Below are 20,142 nucleotides of genomic sequence, written 5' to 3'. Positions count from 1 at the left end.
GTTTAGAATTTAATGCTTAATCCGAAGGCATAAGAGCGATAGACGGGATAGTTGCGCTTGTCATCGAGGCCCAGCGTGCCGTCGATAACCGAAGAGTTGATCATCGGAGTGAGGCCGCTGTAACCCGTGATGGTGGCCAGATTGTTGACCGACAGCGAGAGTCGGAGGCTGCGGATGTAGGTCGTTTTCACCGGTACAGTCCAGCCCAAAGTCAGATAATCGATGTTGAGATAGTCGCCGCGTTCGAGCCAGTAGTCGCTGATCGTCTGGTCTTGGATATTCTTCTGTGGCGCGCCTTTCATAACATTGTAGTTGGGCAGCGACAACATGTTCATGTAAGAGAGGGCCGTTCCGTTGTAAATCTTGTGACCGAAGGCTCCGTTGGTCTGCATGGTCACGTCGAAAGCCTTGTATCTGAAGGCGATGTTCGAGCCGAGTGTGGCCTTGGGCGTGGCCTGGCCGCAGATGTATTTCTCCTTGGTCACGTCGTAGCGATAGCTTCCGTCGTCATTGCGGATGAGGCCTTTGCAGTGGGGAAGATAGAAAACGCCCAGCGGTTGGCCCACCATCTGGAACACGGCGTCGCTCGCTCCGTGGAAGCCGGCGCCACCGAGGGCCGCGATTCCTTTGATATCGGGCGTTGTGAGGTACTCTCCGTTGAAGTAGCCGTTGAGCGAAACGAGTTTGTCGCGCACAAAAGCCATATTCATATTGACACTCAGTTCCATGTCTTTCGTGCGCAAGGGCGTGATTCCGAAACCGATTTCAAGTCCGCTGTTGCGCATCGAACCGAGGTTGGCCAGCACCTTATCGTAGATAAACGGCGGCACACTGGCGTCGTAAAGATAGAGCATATTGGAGGTGTGCGACGTGTAGTAGTCGGCTGTCAGCACCACGCGGTTGTTCCAAAAACCCATATCGAGTCCGACGTTAAACGTGCGTTTGATTTCCCATTTCAGGTCGGGGTTGGCGTTGCGGATGATTCCCAACGTCGTCGTTAGTGTGCCGCCCACCGACACTACGCCGTTGGGCATGACCGACTGTTGTGAGATATAGGCATCGATACCGCCCAGATTACCCGACACACCATAGCCCATGCGCAGCTTCAGCTTGCTGATCTGTCGCAGCGGCTGCATCCATGGCTCCTTGTCGATGACCCATGCGCCCGACACCGAAGGGAAGAAGCCCCACCGATTGTTGCGTCCCACCTTGGAAGAACCATCGGCACGCGCGTTGAGCGACAAGATATAACGATTGGCCAACACGTACTGGGCGTGTGCCAGAAACGATTCCATGTGAGAGTCTTGGTAATACGACCCCGTGCCTTCCCACAGACGGACGGCTCCGGCAGCCAGATTGTGATAGCCAAAAGCGTCGGTCGTGAAGTTGCTCACCTGCGTATGGAAACCCTTTCCTACGCTGTGCTGCACTTCCGCCAGTCCCAACAGCTCCAACTGGTGCGCTCCTCGGCTGGTTCGGTAGTTAATCGACAGGTTGGCAAGCATATCTTCGCTCTTGTCATCGCCCCGATAAGCCTCGCCGTGCGACCATACAAAGGTGGGATAGTAGTGTGAGAGGTTGCCCGTGTTGTAGGAATAAGAACCGAAAGCGGTCACGCTGAGCCCTCGTCCTAAGTCCATGCTCATTCGCAGATGGGCATTGAAGTGGCCGTCATCCTTATCGTTCTCCATCTTGAGCAGCGAGTTGGGGTTGGTAATCCACGACGCTTCAGGCACCTGATCCCATCCGCCGGCGGCGTTGAGCCCATTGCTGAACGTCGGATTGAACGCGGCAGCCGAGTAGAAAAGTCTCCCTGGAAACGGAATCGGCTTGCTCTTCTGAATGCTTCCGAAGATACCAAGGTCGACGGAGAGCCGTTCGTCGAAGGCTTTTTGCGTGATGTCGAGCTTGGCGATGTAGTTGCGATAGGCGTTTTCCTTCACGACCATCCGATGCTCCATCACGCCGACAGACGCCCGATAGTTGCTTTGGTCGCTTCCTCCGCCAAAGGCGACGTGGTGATTCTGCACCCATCCCGTGCGTTCGATGGATCGCCTGAAGTCGGTATCGCCACCATGGTCCGCGATCGTCATGCCCAGATTGGCCGCCGCTTGGCGAAACTCGCTGCCCGAAAGCATTCCGACGCGTTTGTAGACGGCCTCCCACCCTACGTTACCGTCGTAACTGATGTGGAATCGTTCGCCCTTTCCCTTCTTGGTGGTCACCTCAATAACGCCCGAAGCGCCGCGCGAACCGTATTGCGCCGTTTCAGAAGCGTCTTTCAGGATGGTGAAACGCTCAATATCAGCGGGATAGATGGTGCTCAAGGTGGCCAAGTCGGACGACACGCCGTCGATAATGACAAGCGGATCGTTGCCTCCCGTGAGCGACGTTGTACCACGCACGCGCACGCGCACCGCATTGAGCATGGCTTCCTGATTAGGGCCTGTCGATACGCTCACACCCGCGGATTGACCGTTCAGCGCACTCAGCGCGTTGATGTTCAGACCTTTATTCAGTTGCTGTTCCGTCACTTGGTCTACCGAACCCGTAATGAGCCCCGATATACCCTTGGTGTAGCCTATTTTCAAGGCCGTAGAATCCTTTTTGACGATGGTTTGGGCTTGTAGCGGAAGGGCTGTGCCCAAAAGTAACACGAGGAGAAGATTGTTTTTTGGCATGGCGGTGTAGGTAAAAAAGGATAATAACTGATTGTGAGGCAAATGATTAATTATCGCAAATATAGTGAAAATATCAATACACCATGTCAATATCCATTTTTTTAACGCGGCTTTTCTATATAAAAAGATGTATATTTGTAGCAGGACATAACCAAAAACAAATAAGTATGGGCAAATCTCGTTGGCTTCTGGCAGCCGTTGCTGCCTTTTTATTAGTGCAATTTCTCGGTTTTGTGGCCCTTTTAGTGCTGATTTTCCCACTGGCTTACATAGCTTTGCGCTGGAAGGAGAAGCGCAAAGGCAAGAATTTGACGATACAAACGGTCTATCATTCGTTAGCGGAAGTCGTAGAGGACATGGGAGAACCCAACGATACGATAACGCTCAATGCCGCGCTGGGCAACGAACTTACCGGTGTCATCCTCGTCTATACCGACGCCCGGCGGCTGATCGTGCAAGGCCGCATCTACCCTTTCGACACGATTCTTGACATTAGTTTCGTCAATAGTGCCACACCTTACACCATCGGCGAGTATCAATTGCTGATTTTCACCAAACAGGAGACGCTGCGTTTGCCTGTGGGTTACGACAACGAATACGCGCGCGACTTGGCCATTCGGCTGTGGCAGTTGGTCAAAGGATAATCGTTTCCGAGAACGAAAGGCGTAGAAAATGTAAAAATCCTATCACAAAAACGGCCTCTAAAAATGCTTCAATTAGAGCGAAAAACAAGGATGAAAAGCCGTTTTTTATCCTTTCATGCTGTCGTTTTTCGCTTTTTTCGGGGTCAAAGCATAGCTTTTGCATGGTAAAAGCAGCCCTTTTACACGCTAAAAGCTATGCTTTCGCATGGTCATAGTGATACTTTGACAAGGTAAAAGGGCTGCTTTGAGCCGTTTTTATTGATGTTTTGGGCCGCTTTTACTCAACTTTTGAGCTGCCATTTCTAACAAATCACTGATTATCAACAGCTTATTGTTTTTCTGCCAACTACCCAAATGCTTGGCTTATTTGCGAAAACTTTTTTCTTAACGCAAAATAAACGAGCGGTTTGTATAGATTTTTCATAGGGAAATTAGACAGAGACCTAAGAAAAATTACGAGTTATTTCTCTACTGTCAGCTTGCCGTTGAGTTTGATTTGGTCTGAGCTTGCTCCCACCATGATGGTGAAATCTCCCGGTTCCACCACGCGTTTCATCTCGGCATTGACTATGGACAGGTCATCGGCTGTCAGCGTGAAGGTGAAGTGATGGGTTTCGCCACGTTTGATCATTGCCCTTTCAAAGTGTTTCAACTGTAAGAGGGGCTGTACGGTTGAGGCCAGTTCATCGCGGAGGTAAAGCTGGGCCACCTCATCGCCGTCACAGTTACCTGTGTTGGTTACGTCGAAACTGACATCGAGCGTGTATTTATCTTTCTTCGTTATCTGTAGATTGGTGTATGCGAAGGTCGTATAACTCAGTCCGTAACCGAAGCTATAGAGCGGTTTGGCGCTCATTTCAACGTAGTTGTGGGCGGCAGGAGCCTTCTTGTTGTAGTACACCGGCAACTGTCCGATGTGGCGGGCCACGCTCACGGGCAGGCGTCCGGCGGGGTTGTAGTCGCCGAAGAGCACGTCGGCAATGGCCTGCCCGCCCTGCTGTCCGGGGTAGTAGGCTGTCAGGAGGGCGTCGGCATGCTCTGCGGCCCATGTCTTTTCGAGCGGTCGACCTTCGATATAGACCACCACTAAGGGCTTGCCGGTCTGTTTTAAGGCCTCGAGCAGTTCCTGCTGGCGACCCAACAGCGTGAGCGTAGCACGATCGAAACCTTCGCCGCAGTCCATATCGCCCAGACTTTTGCTATCGCTCACGGCGGCACCGGTTTCCTTATAACTCGTCTTGAAGTCGCGGGCGCTCGATCCGCCCACTGCTACAATAATGGCGTCGGCTCGTCGGGCTGCTGCCACGGCTTCATCAATGTTGCAGTCGTTGGTGTCTCTGACGGCGCAGCCTTTCACATATTCTATATTAGCAGTCGGCAGTTTGGTCTTTACGCCGGCCAAAATGGTTTTTACATTACCCTCCGGTTGTGGCGCGGTATAGTCGCCAAGAAGGTTGTAGACATTGTCGGCGTTGGGGCCGATGACCGCTACTCGCATGTCCTTGCGCAGCGGTAGCGTGTGGTTTTTGTTCTCTAACAGCGTAATCAGCTCCAAAGCCGTCTGGTGGGCCACCGCGATATTGTCGGCATTACGCACGTCGCGGGCTGCCTTCGGGTTAACGTATGGATGCTCGAAGAGGCCCATCTCGAACTTCATACGCAGGATTCGTGCGCAAGCCGTGTCGATTCTGGCCTCGATAGCTTCCCCTTTCTTCACAGCCTCGACCAGTCCTTCGTAGGCCAGTGCGCCCAAATCGACGTCTACTCCCGCATGGAGTGCCATCACGCCGGCCTGCTGTCGGGTGGCGGCAACGTGATGTGTTTGCCAGATTCCATCGATACTATAGAGGTCGGATACCACGAAACCGTGGAAATTCCACTCTTTATGCAATATATCGGTCAGGAAATAGCTGTTGGCCGTACAAGGAATGCCGTCGAGTGAGTTGTACGATGTCATGACTGAAAGGGCTCCGGCATCGATGGCCCGTTTGAAAGGGGGCAGAAAGTTCTCGTGTATCTCGCGCATGCCGAGGAATGTTGGGTTGCCGTTTTGGCCGCTTTCGGTGGTGCCGTAGCCGATGAAATGCTTCAGAGTGGCCAGTGTGGCGTAAGGATCGCTTAGCTTGCCCGCACCCAGTCCACGCACCATGGCCTCGCCCATGTAACTCGTGAGCGTGGGGTCTTCGCCATACGATTCCTCCACGCGGCTCCATCGTGGGTCACGACTGACATCCAACACGGGCCCGTAGCTGATATGCCCTCCTTGAAGGCGTATTTCCTTGGCAATGACGCGTCCTGCCTGCTCAATCAGAGTGGGATTCCACGTGGCCGCCATACCCAACCCTGTGGGGAAAACGGTTGTTCCGATGGCCATGTGCCCGTGCGGTGCCTCCTCGGCGAGGAAGAGTGGAATACCCAGACGGGTATTTTCCTTCACGTACTTTTGCAAGGCGTTGCCGCATTTGGCGGCCAGTTCTGGATTCAGACCATTGGTAAGCGACTTCCGGGTCCATGGGTCGGCACGGTAGGTGGCCCACAACATGCCGATGTTACCGTCCTTAATGTCCTGTTTGAATAGGTCGGTCGGTATCACGTTCTTATCCCGTATGTCATAATAGTTCCACGCCAGCGTACAGCGTAGTTGTCCGATTTTCTCTTCAAGGGTCATGCGGGAAAGCAGGTCGCTGACACGTTGCTCCACGGGAAGATTCCTATCTTGGTATGGAAGTACTTTTTTCTTGGCCGCGTTTGCCGACAATGTGAGGCAAAGTACAGAAAGAATCCACGTTAGTTTTTTCATTTGAAAAAGTTGATGGAGTTAGTTTTGAGAAAAAAAAGCAGCATGCCGGCCCATTTGCCGGCATGCTCCCTGATGATAAAAGTCTTGACTCGACTTTCTATAAAAACGTTGTCGGTGTAATCGTGAACGACCAACGATATTCTTGGTTGGGAGCGATTTGGAACCATTTTTCGGGCCGTGAACCCCAGCTGTCGTAACCTCCCACGCCCTGCATGCGCCAATCGAGGCATAACTCTACAAAGTTGCGTGGCTGGATGTCGTCGATATGGTGCTGACGACGCATGTTGTTCTTGGCCTTAGCCTCGTCGTGATTGGCGATTGCCTCCGCGCTGAAGTTGTTCCATTGGTACGGATGGGCCGTAGCTTCTTCGCTATCGAAGTCTTCGATGCTGTTGCGCAGGACGTTGAACTCCATCAAGTTATCGGTATAGAAGTTAAGACCTCGTCCCGAAGCGTCGGTCAGTTCGATCCATCGGGTGTCGGTGTGGTGTCCGTTTTCCTGTGGACGCACGTAGGGGAAGTAGAGTTGGTCGACCTTGGCTTTGTAAACGTCGCGGAATGTGCCGTGGTTGCGGTCGATATAGTTCTCCTGTGGGCCGCGACCCAGATAGGAAACGTTGTCGAATGTGGCCGGAAGGCGCATGCGCATGCCCACTCTTGGTACTTCGGCCAGACCTTCCTTGGTCGGTGTGAAGGTGACATTGACCTTGATAACGCCGTCGCCCATGAAGACGTAGTCCACTAAATAGCGATTGCCGGCGGGCAAATCATATACCACATGGAGCATGGTGCCGGTAGGACTCTTGATTACTTGGGCCGAAGAAACCTTGAATTGGCGGCTCGCCTCTTTCCATACGTGACCGCGAGAGGGCTGTCCGTTGCCGTAGTCGTTATCTGTCGGCGCACGCCAGAAGTTGGGTTGCAGTCCGAAACCATCGTGGGCATACTCCTGTCCGTCTACCCGATAGCTCTCGACAATGCCTTTTTGCTTGTTGAAAACGAAGCTGAAGCGTTCGTCGCTGACGGTTATCTTGCCGTCTTTCACCACGGTTTTCACGATGGTTGGCATGACATCCGCGAGATCGGCGTATTTTTCGGTGTCGTAAACAAGCTGTTCCCGAGCGATCTCGTAGCCCTTGGGCAAGCCGAGAGTGGCCTCACGAGTCTTGACAAAGAAGTTGATAACGACGGTTTCTTCTGTGGCCAGCCTGTCGGGATAGTCGATATGGAACGACGCCCACTGCTGTGGAGCGGCCTCGATATTGAGCTTTCCATGGGCCAAAACGGCAGGCTCGTCGCTGAGTCGCTTCACTTCGTAATAGAAGTCGTAGTCTTTCAGATTGGTGAAATAGAAGCGGTTGAACACGCGGAAGTTGCCTTTCTTCAAGTCTTTGGCCTCAAATTTCATGTCCTGATGTACGTATTTCACTTCGCTCATGGCCGGATGGGGCGTGCGATCGGGGTTCACTAATCCGTTGCAAAGGAAGTTTCCGTCGCTCGGCGCATTCGTTCCGAAGTCGCCACCATAGGCATAATAAGGAGTGGGCTTTTGAGCATTGGGTAACAAAGGATGGTTGGCCACGAGACCATTGCTCTTGCCATCGACGAGCAATCCTTGGTCTACCCAGTCCCAAATGAAGCCTCCTTGCAGGTTGGGATATTTATAAATGGCTTCCCATTGTCCCCACAGATTGCCTGTGGAATTACCCATTGCATGAGCGTATTCTGATGGCATGACGGGGCGATCGCTGCCTTGCTTGCCAATCGATTCGAGCCAGTCGGCTCCCGGATACTGCGGTACGAACATGTCGGTGTTCCATTCCCACTGCGCCCGCTCGTAGTTGACGGGGCGGTTCATCCATTCTTTGTCCTTGGCTTTGAGCCACAGATAGGTCTGATAGAAGTTATATCCGTTGCCGGCTTCATTGCCGAGCGACCAGAAAGTGACACAAGGATGGTTCTTATCTTGCTCATACATGTTCTCCGTGCGTGCAAGATGCTTCTTGAGCCACGCGGGATTGTTGCCCAAAGTACCTCCCTTGCGCAGGTTATAGTACATACCGTGGCTCTCAATGTTGGCTTCGTCGTAGACGTAGAGGCCGTATTCGTTGCAGAGTTCATAGAAACGGTGGCCCTGCGGATAGTGGCAGAGGCGCACGGCGTTGATGTTATGCTGCTTCATGAGCTCGAAATCGCGGCGCATCAGTTCTTCGGTCACGTAATGACCGGTCAGCGGATTGTGCTCATGAATGTTCACTCCCTTGAACTTAATGGGCTGTCCGTTGACGAAAAGGCATACGTCGTGGCGCCCGTTGGGCGACAGATTGGTCACGTCTTTCAGTTCGATGCGGCGGAAACCTACGTGATAAGGTACCGTTTCGCTGGTCTTGCCACTCGAAACGGTAATCAACAGCGTATAGAGATTGGGCTTTTCAGATGTCCAAGTCTGCACGTTGGGCAAGGTGGCGTCGAAGTCTACCGTAGCGGCAGTGTCCTTGATGAGCACCTGTTGACGGCCGGTGGCCACCTCATGACCATTTTTATCTAATAAGGTATAGTCCACTTGTGCCTTCTGACTCTTGCCTGTGAGGTTCTGCAAGCGGGTGCGCAGACCGAAAATGCCATTGCGGTAGCTGTCGTCGAGCGTAGATTTCACGTTGAAATCACAAAGCGAAACCTTGTCTTGTGCCCACAGATAAACGTCGCGTTCAATACCGCTCATGCGCCAGAAGTCCTGACATTCCAGATAGGAACCGGTGCTATAACGGAAGATTTTCAGCGTCAGCGTGTTGTTGCCTTGGCGCAAATAGGGGTTGATACGGTATTCAACCTTCGACTTGGAGTCTTCGTTGTAGCCTACTTCATGTCCGTTTACGTAGACGTAAACACCCGATTTGGCGCCGTCGAGGGCCAGATAGACCTCCTTGTCGGCCCACGCCTGGGGCACGGTGAAGGTGCGGCTGTAGACGCCCACGGGGTTTTTCTCGGGCAACTGCGGCGGCTGCGGGTTGGACGGGGCGAAGTCGTAGGGTTGGTTCGTATAGATGGCGGTGCCGAATCCCTGCACTTCCCAGTTGCCGGGAACGGTGATGTTCTTCCATCCCGCCGTGTTGTAGCCGGCGTCGGTCACACCTTCGGGCTGCTGCTTGTAGCTGTCGACGTAGAGAAACTTCCACGTTCCGTTGAGCGACTGGTAGCGTCGGCTGTTTTCGTAGCGCAGGGTGAGCGCGTTGTCCCTCGACTCATAGGTCATGAAGTCGGTGCGGGGACTCACCGCATTGACGCTGGTGACGTTCACGTCCTGCCAAAACGGAACGATTTGGAGCACGGAAAGGAGAGTCAATAAGATGTTCATAAGGTTGTGAAAATGATAGATTTGAATATTTCAGTTATGTTTTTGTTTGGAAAATGGGCCGCGGACACGCCGAAGCGGCCGGTCGCTGCAAAGGTAAACAAAATAATATGAATCTGTCGAAAGAACGCCGCAAAAAAACACGCGCACGGCAACCGCTTTCCAAAAGCTGCCCTTTCGGCCGCTGAAAGCACAGCGGTTGCCGTGCGAAAGGGCAGCGGTTGCAACGCAAGGGCACAGCGGTTGCAGGCTGAAAGGGCTGCTTTGGGAAAGCAAAGGGTGAAGGGTGGAGAATGAAGGGGCCGACGGCAGCCGAACTATCGCTGTCCGGCCAGCTTCTTGGCGGCCAGCAGCGCGAGGGCGACGGCGATATCGTTGTAGGTAATCTCGGGCGGACAGGCGGCCTTGATGTCAGCCTTTGGCGACATGGGAGGCATTTTATGTATCACGTCATAGATAACCGGCAGCTTGCTAAGATCCATCAATTCGTCCGGTTTTAGAACGCCACGGGCGATGAAATAAATGAGATGGTTCATCACGGTGGTCTCGGTCAACTTGCGTTCGCGAGCGATCAGGTCGGGCTTCAGGCCCTGACGGTACATGGCCAGCGTCACCCGGCGCGTGTCGGGCTTCGCCTCCTTCTTCTCCTTCTTGGCTTTGGGCTTGCTCCGTCGGGCCTTCTTGTCCATCGCCGCCAGGTAGGCTTCCTGCTTGTGGGTGAGGTAGGTGGTGGTCGTGAATGGCTCGTCGGTCAGGTCTTCCAGCAGATAGCGGCGCGCCTTGTAGCCCATCCGCAGGTCGGAGAAGAGCTGTTCCAGTCGTTTGGCACCCGTCTTGTTGTCGCTCGACACGCCTTCGGTGGCCGTAATGAGCGGATCGAAGATGGCGGAGAGCTGTTTGGCAAAGTACGAAGCGCTATTGTTGACGCGGTCGAGAAACGTTTCGCCGTGCAGTTCGTCTATGGTCATGCTCGCGATAAGGCCCATCCACTTGCGGCTTACCAACACGATCTCGGTGTCGAGCTTCTTCATGAGCACACGATGGAGTTGCTGTACCTTCGGAAACTTATAGCAATACTCCTGCAACACACGGAAAAGCTGACTCTCAAGCGTAGCTAAGTCGTTGAAATTAAAGGCATCGAGGAGCAGTTCCCGGTAGTATTCATCCTTCAGCGATGGCAGTTGGGCTATGCTTTGGCGTGCTGCCTCGGCCTGATGGTTGATGTAATCGTCCACCCGATGGTCGCCGATGATGGCATGTTGACCGATGGGCGACGAGAGAACCAGCCCTTCGAGCGTCTTGCAACGGCTCAATGCCACATACACCTGCCCTGCGGCAAACGACAACTGGGCGTCGATAATGGCGTGTTCAAAGGTCAATCCCTGGCTCTTATGGATGGTAATGGCCCACGCCAGTCGCAGTGGCAGCTGACGGAAAGTGCCTTCTACGACGGCGTCGATGGACTTTGTCTTGGTGTTGATTTTATATTTCGTGTTCTCCCATTGGGCCGGTTCAACGTCGATTTCTTTGTCGTCACCCGGACAAAGCACCTGCACCCGCTCATCGTCGAGGTAGACCACGTGGCCAATACGGCCATTATAATAAAGGTGTTCGGGTGAAGGATCGTTGCGAACGAACATCACCTGCGCGCCCACTTTCAGCTCCAGCCGATCGTCGGTGGGATAAGTAGATTCGGGAAAGTCGCCTTCCACATCGGCCAAATAGGTATGTGACCGGCTCTCCAAGCGCTTCAGCTCCTGCGTATTGTAGCGATTGGCCATGGCATTGTGGGTCGTCAGCCGGATGTAACCTTCCTCTGCCTGTGGGTGAAAGTCGGGAATATGGCGCTGATTGAGCAACGCCAGATCATCATCGCTCACCTGATTGTCGCGGATATGGTTGAGCAGGCGGATGAAAGTTTCATCTTGCTGGCGGTAAACGTGGCGCAGTTCAATGGTCACATAGTCGGTCATGGCCAGCGCTTTGGAGCCAAAGAAGTAGGGAGTAGCGTAATAATCGGCCAGCAGACGTTCGTCTTCGGCCGTCACCACGGGCGTCAGCTGTTGCAAGTCGCCAATCATGAGCAACTGCACACCACCAAACGGCCGGTTATGATCGCGATAGCGGCGCAGCACCGAGTCGATAGCGTCGAGCAAGTCGCTACGTACCATACTGATTTCGTCGATAATCAGTAGGTCGAGCGTGCGGATAATCTTGCGCTTCTCTTCGCTGAAGTCGTATCGACTCTCCATCTTCACGCCCGGAACGAAGGGCGAAAGCGGCAGTTGAAAGAAGCTATGAATGGTGACTCCGCCCGCGTTGATGGCAGCAACGCCTGTCGGTGCCACAATCACCATGCGTTTGGTGCTGTGGCGGCAGACGGCTTTGAGGAAGGTAGTTTTACCTGTTCCGGCCTTTCCCGTCAGGAAAATGCTCTTTCCGGTATGCTCCACGAAGTCCCAGGCTTGGCGGAGTTGTTCGTTCTTTTCCATATAGATCATATTAAATAAGCCCGTGGAATCGCTTTTCCATGGGGCGTATGGGTTATCGTGCGTGGCACGTCAGTCGATTCACCGAGCGTTCAATCTCCGCTTTCAAGGCAGGATTATCGCTTTCGATTTGCCGCAACCGGCGTGCAATCATGTCACGCTGGTAGTGGGTATCATACCATCCGAGCGTGTGAATGGCCGCGATTCTGACGTCCATATCTTCCTTTTCGTTGGCCGCTGATTGGAGAATCGTCTCAATCATCTTGGCCCGTGGCATGTTGCGGAAGCGCAAAATGGTGTTCTTTCGACGTGTAGGCTTACTGCCAAAGTCGTTGATTTCGTCCATGATTTCCTTGTAACGCAAAGGTTCTTGGCGCAAAGCCGTGCGCAACTTATTCACGATGGCGTCGCTATAAAGCGTGTAACGACTCTGTTGTTGGTCGAGTTCGTGCAGCATGGTTGGGCTGTCGAAAGCCTCAATGTTATTTAACAACTGGAAACTTAAACGGGGTTCGTGCCCCCGTTTCAAGAAGGTAGCGACGATGGCGGGTATCAGTTGGGGCGAACCGTTGCGCTCGGCGTAAATCGCGGACAAGCGCCGAACGAGCTCGTAACTATCATTGAGCGACTCTTTCAGCACCTCGACGCCGGCGTCAGGATAATAAAGACTGAGCAGTTTCACGGCTTCCATGCGCACAACGAAGTTATCTGACGTTTCATAAGTATGTTTCAGCAACGCAGGCATATCCTTTTCACCGGCTAAATGCAGCTGGCGCAGAGCCATGGCTTGGGCATCAGGAACAGGAGAACGGAGTATTTTGCGCCAGAATTTGGCGTCGCAGTAGTGGCGAGTAAGCCCCTGATTGATATCGAAACCTAAGTTGCTATTGTCTTGAAAGCGCAGCGTGGGGTCGCCAACGACATGACTTTCCAAGTAACCGCCGAAGCGATTGAACTGCCCCACACGCATTCCGGCCGACAAAAGACCGATAAACTCGTCGGGCCACTTGTCTTGCAAGGCGTTGACGGTGCCACCAATGGTAGCCTGCGTCATGCCATCGTTGAAGATATAGGCTCCGGCAACATTGTCATCTACATGGAATGAGCCGTTGAAGCATGCGTCGAAAAGTACAAAACGGGCATTGGTCTTGAGTCGTCGCAGGTCGACGGTGTAGATATCTTGAGCCGCGTCGGCCAGAGAATCGGCCTTTTGCACCGCCGGATCAAAGGCTTCGCGGCACCAATGTTCAGGAACGTCGAGCCTTTGAGCGTAGTAAGTGACGGCACTGTCGCGCCCCGTCTTCTTCGAACGGTCTAAAACCTTGCCGTGCAGATAGCGTTTGATGTTGGCAATGCTGGCCTCCACCCCCGACACTTCGGGATAACCATTGAGATATTGCGTATCTGTGGCACCATGATGGTGAAACAAGAGCACGTCAAGATCTGGATTCATCACCTCGTTGAGATACAGATTCTTGACCGGATACATCATGTTGAAGTCATAAAACTTCACGGTATGACCACGTCGGAAGAGCTGGGGCATTTGTTCCCGCAAGGCTATCTGCTCGCCGGCCCAGGCCGATGGATCCTCTGAATTGTAGGAATGACCACGGGCCATGGTCAGGTTGTCGAGTACGTTGTGGGCTTCCTGCCGTTTCAGTCGGGCAACCTTGTTGAGATAATCGGCCAGCATTTTGTACTTATCGTGGCCTTTCAGTTCAAGCGGTTTGATGCGTCCGCTGTAGATATCGGGCGAAAGATAAGGTTTACTGTCAGCCGTCAGACTGTAATAGAAGTAAAGAGGCTTCTCCTTATCTTGCTTTAAGAAACTGAAACGCAGCCCAAAGTCATCGTAAAAGCGGTCACTGGGTACGCTTGAAACTTTCCAATCGTTCCCCTGATTCATCTTAAACGCGGAGGTAAGGTACTGCGCGTCACGTATCATCGGTATGGGAATATCGCCCACAAAGACTGCTCCCTCCAGGGGTTGCTGCTTGTCGGCGTGCCATTTTTGCAGCAGTTGTCGGATATCTTCGGGCTTTTGCCAGTCGTCGATGGCGATATAAGTGCCCAGATGATCAGCTTCTATACTATTGCGATAGGCCTCAACGGCCGTCTTTGCTTTATTGTAGCTCTGCCGATCGATGATGATGGCAAAGCTGGTAGGCGTCTTCACGCTCGGACGGATGATGATTTGGGCCATTGCGGCTACGTATAATACCAGTCCGAGGATAAGTAATACTCCTTTTCTCATAGTCTTTGTATGTTGGAAAATAGGACTTGCGCCCTATGTGAAGTTAGAAATTAACGCCCAAAGTCACGTTGACGCGACTGCGATGGTTGAACATTGCGGCGTTGGTATGGGCGTAGTCGAAGGCCAGTTGGGCAAAACCATTGACCTTAGACTGGCTTTTCAGCAATTGCGAATAAGTGATTGCGCCATTCGCTCCCCATGCGTCGGCCGTCAGATAGGCCTGATCCAGCGGTTCCATTTCGCGCACGGTGACGAGGTTGGCATTGGCTCCGGTATAACGATATTCGCCCCGCAAGGCATCTTTCCACATGCCACCGACAGCCAGCAGCAAGCGTCGGTTCATTGACCGACCTACGATGATGTTCCTTTCAAGGTTAAGGCGAAGATAGATATTCTCACTATTCTTAACCGAAAGCGGCAGCAGATACTTGTCATCCAGCTTCTGATAGGCGACGCTCAGGTCGCTTCGCCAGCTGTATTCGGTATCTCTGGGGCGCAACAGCGTGTAAGCTGCGCTCAGATCGGTAGTCTTATAGGTGGAGCGGATGTCCTGATGAAGCACTTTCCAACCCGCCTTTTCCTGCGTATTGTCATTCTGCGAGAGATACATAATGCCATTGACAGCACGGCGGTTGAAGCCTATGCGAACCTGATGGGTCAGCGAACGTCCCCACAGCATGGCCTGAATGTTGGCTCCGAGGTTCTTTTCTTCAAGCTGACTATCCTTCTTGGGGGTAGTGAAACTAATCTCATTATTCTCCACATACTTATCTGCGGTGAGTTCGGCCAATAGCTTCCAGCCCTTCATGTGGTGTTCGTATTGCAGTCCGAAGCCCCAACGGTTGCCGAAATAGTTGGTTTCCCGGCCCGTGCCAATGCCCCGATGAGCGGTTCCAAGGCCGTAGAGTTCAAAGTAATGAGGCTTTACTTGATAGTTTTCAAGCTCCATATTCGACTCTTCTTTGACGCTGGCATAGCGCAGGTTGACACCAATCACGTCGTTGTATGTAGGCGAATAGGTGACACCGGGCATGAGTTGCAGCATAAAGAAGCGGGCATCAACGCGTGGATCGCGCTGTTTGGCTGCCAACTGGGCCTTATAAGTGCCTTCCAAACCAAAGGTCCAGCTACGGAAAAGCACAGGCGTCGCAGCCCGGAATCGCAGGTGATAGTTCTGATTACGCCACTTACTTTGAACTCCTGAGTCAACAACGAAGTAGGGTTGTCCACGATATGGGTCATTGATAGAGGCATTGAAGCGGGCATTGCCCACATTCTCGTGCGTAAACTTGAACTCTCCCCACACGTAAGCTTTGCCCAAATTGACAAAACCTTCAGTGTAAATATTGGCGTCGCGCACCGTTTTTCCCGTGTAAACGCGGTGGAAGTCGCCCGACTGAACATCGTAGTTGACTTGCAGGCGTGAGTAGTTTCGAGTATTATCATGAGCCGTTCCTGCCGCGTTGCCTGTCTGAAGCCACAGTCTTTGGCCCTTCAGCAGCGACTGTCCGGCCACGGAGAGTCCCTCGTCGGCCGTCTGTGCCATCGTTGCGGTACCGCTGCCGAAGGCTAAAAACAACATGATAAATTGATAGAAACGTATGTTTGATTTTTTCATTGCAATCTGTTTAAAATATGAAAAACTCTGTTGAACGAAGTGATATCAATAGGTTTTGTTCCATGAAGGCACTCCGGTATGATAGCGATGCAGCACGGGCACAACACCTCGTTCGAAATCATCGGTGCTGTTGTTGGTATCTTGGAAGATCAGTGCGCCATTCTCGCGCTTCAGCGTGTCACCGTTTTCGATCATAAGCTTACGAACAACTCCCAATCCGCAGTACGTTGAGCCCACCCATGTCATGCCGGCGTCGATGGCGGCAGGGATACGCTTGGCGTCGGCGTAGGTTTCGTTGTTGATACACTCCACGGCGTCGAGCACATATTGAAGCGGTATCTTTGCCTTGAGGTCTTTTTTGTTCACCTCATGCGCCTGAAAAGCCGTGTTTTTAACAGGATCCCAGTCAACTCCCGCGGGCACTTTGAAGATTGCGAATGCTCCTCCAAAGACCGAGGTAAGGAACTGCGGTATCTTTCCGAATGCGCTTTTGCCGTCGTAAAATACGTGTTCCATGTTGATGGCAGGCATATCGGGCAAGCGATTATTGAACGGGAAGAACTCAAACTCCGCGTGCGAACAATCGACGGGTGAATTAGGATTGTATATTTCCTGTTTGTGGTTGGCGGCAAACTGCGCGATGACAGCGCTCTCGCCGGGTTGTAGCGGATATTCCGTGCCCGTTCCGGGGAATCGCCAGACGCGTTCGCCATAGCAAACGTTTTCGTCCAAGCCACCATCCCACACCGGCAGCTTACGAGTGGCGACGTTGGGCGCGAGTTGGGCGAAGTAAACGCCATCCAGATACTGCACTTCAGCAGAGTTGTTGTAAACTTCGTAGAACTGATCGCGGAAATAAGAAGTTCCCTTCAGAGGCTTACTGCCTGCGAAATAGATTTCCTTGAATACGAGCGGACTTACCTTTAGTCCTCTCATTGTGATTTGAACAGAGGCTACCCCTGCGTAAAGCGCCTTATTGACGGCATTGCCGTTTACGTAGAACTCGGCTCCGTCGGCATCGTAGGCCGTGCCTGACACGCTGACCGTATAGATACCGGGCACCACGCCGTCGATACTGGCTTGGGTATCGTTGAGCTTCTTACTATAATGATAGCCGTCGGTATAATTGTCGAGTTTGAGTGTAAGGTTCTTAACCGAGGCCAATTTTTCTACAGAAACGGTCAGATTGACACTCACTTGCAGCGGTGTCACCTTTTCCGACTTGGCTGCTTCGTCGAAGCCCGTGCAGGAAACGGTGCCCAAAGCGATGGCTACGAATAGCCCATAAATGATATTTTTCATCTTGAATACGTACTTTTAGAGTTTTAGCGTGAGCTCCATGCCGAAGAAGAAGTCGCTGTTTTTCCTATCGAACGTGCCGGGATAGCGGTGACTTTTCTTGATGGGATAGCTACGGAAGAAGTTATTGGCGAAGAATGAAATGCGAGCCACGTCGCCGATTTCCTTCGTTAGGTTGAGGTTGAATTGGAAATACGGGCTTACCGTTTCCTTGATTGCTTTGGCATGACTGACGTTTTGTAGCAGATAGTCGTAGCCTGCCGCCTTCACGTCGTCCACGGTCTTGAATCGTCCGGGCTCGAAATAATGAGGCTTACCGTCCTTCAACGACAGGTAGCCGATGGGGATAGAGTCGTTGTGGAAGGTTGTCCAGTCGCTCTCATTCCATACCGCTTGAGCCGTCAACGTAATGACAAAGCCGATGCGAGGAATATTATGGGTGGCCCGAAGGGTTGTAACGAACTGCTTTTGGTAGTCGTCCTGATCCTTTGGATCATAGATGGCGATGTCGGTACGACTGGCGGGAGCGCCGTTGGAGTTATCGTAGAAGTGGTATTTGCGCGACGCGTATTTCGACTCCATCCAAGCGCCGCTAAGCTGGAAGGCCGTGCGGATGGCTTCGATACGACCCGTATAGAACTCAAACTCAAGTCCGCGGGTGCGCATATCCTGACTGTTGAGCGCAGTATAATAAGGTGTAAGGATGGGATACGTGCCTTTGGTCACGATTTTATTGTCGCTGTTACGACCGTAAATGGTGTAGTTGAAAGGCAGGAAGCTACCCAGCGTGCTGCCCAAGCTATAACCGTTGCGCAGATGCTCGTTGAAAGCGGTGACGCTCAAACGAGTTTTACCCAACTTCAAATCAAGACCCACCTCGCTCTTGTAGTTCTTGGCCACCTTCAACGCTTTGTTCTGCGTATCGACAACGCGTGTCGTGGTGAGCAGCACTCGCTCTTCGGCGGGAATATTCTCCAGCGGCAACTCGTTGATATGAATGTACTCATAGTACGCTTTCTGCGGATAGAGATAGGTAAGGGTCGGCATTTTGGCCGTAATACCATAGCCGCCGCGCAGCGTCAGGACATCGGGAACCAGGTCGAAAGCCACATTGACGCGCGGACTGAACGTGCCGCCGACCACCGAAACCCGGTCGTAGCGCAGACCGGCCTGCAAGTTGAGCGTGTGACGGCCCAATGTCAGTTCGGCGTTATCTTCGGCAAAGAAGCTCAACATCTTGATATAAGGAATGTCTTTATAGCTCCGTGGGCGGTAACTGCTGTCGTAATCTCTGACCGAACGGAAAGGAGGATTCGCCATACTCCACTTGGTGCCCTCGCCTTCGTTACCATCGAGCTTGACCTCGCTACCTAAAAGCAATCCGTTATTGAACTTACCGAACGACTGAAAGAAGTTAGCCGTCAGTTTAGCGAAGAAGTTTACCTCACGACTGTCAATCTCGTTATGACTTGTATAGGCGTTGGGCAGGTAGTGAGCGTAGTAACCTGCGCGAACGTCGGCGTCGCTGAAGTGGGTCAGTTCCTTGCCATCGGCGTCATAAACACGGCGACCCGGGCGATTGCTCAACGTGGTTCCATCGGTCATCGTGCCCGAATACACGGAGTTGGCAGATGTTTCATCCCGCTCGGTCATGCTCTGTTTAGACGTATAACTGCCCTGAACGACGTAGCGGATGTTGCGCAACCAGCCTTTATCAAACTGCCATAGTCCGTTGGTATTGAAGCGCAGCCCCGTGTCTTCGCCGCGACTGATGTCGCGAGGCAGGTCGGGATTGTCATCCTCATGGTTCTTGGCGTAGTTAAGCGAGAGCGAAGTGTTGGTGCGCAGACGATTTCCGAAGAACGCATTGGAGTAAATGGCCCGAAGGTTTACGCGTTGATAAGTGAGGTAAGAGGCTGTTACCTTGTTATTACTGTAAGCATAGTCGCCGCTCAGATTGAGCGCGCCGGCTCTGCGTCCCAGCTCGAATCCCGTGCCGACGCTACCCTGATAGATGTTGGGATTGGCCTTGGCACTGACGCGGAGAGGCTCGCGACCGGCCTTGGTGTGCAGAATGACTGCTCCCGAAGTGAGGTCGCCGTATTCTACCGAAGGAATACCACGCACGATTTCGACCGACTCTATGTTCTCGGCCGATATGCCGCGGGCGTCGACACCCGTATTGGCCGACGCTCCTCCGGCCATGGCAGCCGTGCTTCCGTTGACAGATGGGTTGAGCGCGCTCAAGTTGGCGTTGTTTGAAAGGGGCGCGCCATCCTGTATAAGCGTCGCGCCGAAAGAGTTAAGCTCGTTTAGTCTATTGTTATCAACACCTCGAATGGTCACTAATCCCGCCTTATTCAGCGTTTGGTTGGACGAAATGGCGCCCGGTGCCAAAGCTAAGATGTCGGTCAGGCTGGTGGCCTGCAAGTGGTCGATGGCGTTGCGGTTGACGTAGGATGCGGTAGAAGTGCCGCCGGCCTTGGTCTGTGCCACGACCACAACATCGTTCAGGCGAAAGTTTTCGTCCTTCATGTAGAAGTCGAGTTGTCGACTTCCGGTGATCGTAACAACGGTATCAATCTCCTGCTTGCCCAGGTATCTGACGACAAGCCTCACTTTTCCCTGTGGCACATGGTTGAGTTGGTAGCGACCGTTGATGTCGGTCACGGCACCAAACTTAAAGTCGGTCACCGAAACAGTGGCGCCAATCAGGGGTTGTTTGCCGGCTTCGTAGACCGCTCCGCTGATTTTTACCGCTTGCTGGGCATAGCCATTCATGCCTACCAATATGAACAACAGACACAGGAAAGGTCTGAAAAGTTGCTTCAAATTTGTCATTTGGATAAAAGAAATGTTGATTCGTATTTATAATTAGCGTTGCATAAAAACGCGAAGGCACATGCCTTTCTTCTGCAAAAATACTTAAAAAAACAATGCTCAACAATACCATTTTATAGGTATTTAGCAAATATGAGGCTGCCGGCAAGCACTTGTCGCTCCGC

9 protein-coding genes are annotated in these 20,142 nt (G+C 52.6%); 1 reads left to right on the top strand and 8 read right to left on the bottom strand.

Annotation, left to right across the window (positions count from 1 at the left end; translation table 11 throughout):
• Positions 1–2 precede the first annotated feature (2 nt).
• Positions 3–2,681, bottom strand: a complete 2,679-nt coding sequence (locus tag JHU38_RS00350) for a SusC/RagA family TonB-linked outer membrane protein (RefSeq protein WP_107581560.1) — start codon at positions 2,679–2,681, stop codon at positions 3–5.
• 167 nt (positions 2,682–2,848) lie between these two features.
• Between JHU38_RS00350 and JHU38_RS00345 the strand changes: the two genes are divergently transcribed.
• Entirely contained in the window at positions 2,849–3,325 is a 477-nt protein-coding gene (locus JHU38_RS00345; RefSeq protein WP_107581561.1) for a hypothetical protein, read from the top strand.
• Between the two features lie 460 nt (positions 3,326–3,785).
• Here the strand turns inward: JHU38_RS00345 and JHU38_RS00340 are convergent, their stop codons facing one another.
• The 7 genes from JHU38_RS00340 to JHU38_RS00310 form a co-directional block, all read right to left on the bottom strand.
• On the bottom strand, positions 3,786–6,125 hold the full coding sequence (locus JHU38_RS00340) for a glycoside hydrolase family 3 N-terminal domain-containing protein (protein WP_107581563.1): 2,340 nt from the start codon (positions 6,123–6,125) through the stop codon (positions 3,786–3,788).
• 97 nt (positions 6,126–6,222) lie between these two features.
• Complete coding sequence (locus JHU38_RS00335) at positions 6,223–9,480, bottom strand: glycoside hydrolase family 2 TIM barrel-domain containing protein (RefSeq protein ID WP_107581564.1); 3,258 nt, start codon at positions 9,478–9,480, stop codon at positions 6,223–6,225.
• 314 nt (positions 9,481–9,794) lie between these two features.
• Entirely contained in the window at positions 9,795–11,969 is a 2,175-nt protein-coding gene (locus JHU38_RS00330) for an AAA family ATPase (RefSeq protein WP_107582348.1), read from the bottom strand.
• 52 nt (positions 11,970–12,021) lie between these two features.
• Positions 12,022–14,220: a HEAT repeat domain-containing protein gene (locus JHU38_RS00325; RefSeq protein ID WP_107581565.1), complete on the bottom strand. Its 2,199-nt coding sequence runs from the start codon at positions 14,218–14,220 to the stop codon at positions 12,022–12,024.
• A 43-nt stretch (positions 14,221–14,263) separates the two neighbouring features.
• Entirely contained in the window at positions 14,264–15,838 is a 1,575-nt protein-coding gene (locus tag JHU38_RS00320) for a DUF6850 family outer membrane beta-barrel protein (RefSeq protein ID WP_107581566.1), read from the bottom strand.
• A 45-nt stretch (positions 15,839–15,883) separates the two neighbouring features.
• Positions 15,884–17,140 (bottom strand): DUF4876 domain-containing protein, encoded by a 1,257-nt coding sequence (locus JHU38_RS00315; protein WP_027445079.1) that lies wholly within the window; start codon positions 17,138–17,140, stop codon positions 15,884–15,886.
• Positions 17,141–17,155: 15 nt separating this feature from the next.
• Complete coding sequence (locus JHU38_RS00310) at positions 17,156–19,978, bottom strand: TonB-dependent receptor (RefSeq protein ID WP_107581567.1); 2,823 nt, start codon at positions 19,976–19,978, stop codon at positions 17,156–17,158.
• Positions 19,979–20,142: the final 164 nt, after the last annotated feature.

The organism is Prevotella illustrans (assembly GCF_017426725.1).
GTDB classification, from domain to species: Bacteria; Bacteroidota; Bacteroidia; order Bacteroidales; family Bacteroidaceae; genus Prevotella; species Prevotella illustrans.
Note: the sequence above shows the minus strand (reverse complement) of the source record. Positions and strands in the feature narration are given on the sequence as shown.

Excerpts from the sequence above, each read along its gene's own strand:
- JHU38_RS00350 (WP_107581560.1), bottom strand. The coding sequence starts at position 2,681 with ATGCCAAAAAACAATCTTCTCCTCGTGTTACTTTTGGGCACAGCCCTT.
- JHU38_RS00345 (WP_107581561.1), top strand. The coding sequence starts at position 2,849 with ATGGGCAAATCTCGTTGGCTTCTGGCAGCCGTTGCTGCCTTTTTATTA.
- JHU38_RS00340 (WP_107581563.1), bottom strand. The coding sequence starts at position 6,125 with ATGAAAAAACTAACGTGGATTCTTTCTGTACTTTGCCTCACATTGTCG.
- JHU38_RS00335 (WP_107581564.1), bottom strand. The coding sequence starts at position 9,480 with ATGAACATCTTATTGACTCTCCTTTCCGTGCTCCAAATCGTTCCGTTT.
- JHU38_RS00330 (WP_107582348.1), bottom strand. The coding sequence starts at position 11,969 with ATGGAAAAGAACGAACAACTCCGCCAAGCCTGGGACTTCGTGGAGCAT.
- JHU38_RS00325 (WP_107581565.1), bottom strand. The coding sequence starts at position 14,220 with ATGAGAAAAGGAGTATTACTTATCCTCGGACTGGTATTATACGTAGCC.
- JHU38_RS00320 (WP_107581566.1), bottom strand. The coding sequence starts at position 15,838 with ATGAAAAAATCAAACATACGTTTCTATCAATTTATCATGTTGTTTTTA.
- JHU38_RS00315 (WP_027445079.1), bottom strand. The coding sequence starts at position 17,140 with ATGAAAAATATCATTTATGGGCTATTCGTAGCCATCGCTTTGGGCACC.
- JHU38_RS00310 (WP_107581567.1), bottom strand. The coding sequence starts at position 19,978 with ATGACAAATTTGAAGCAACTTTTCAGACCTTTCCTGTGTCTGTTGTTC.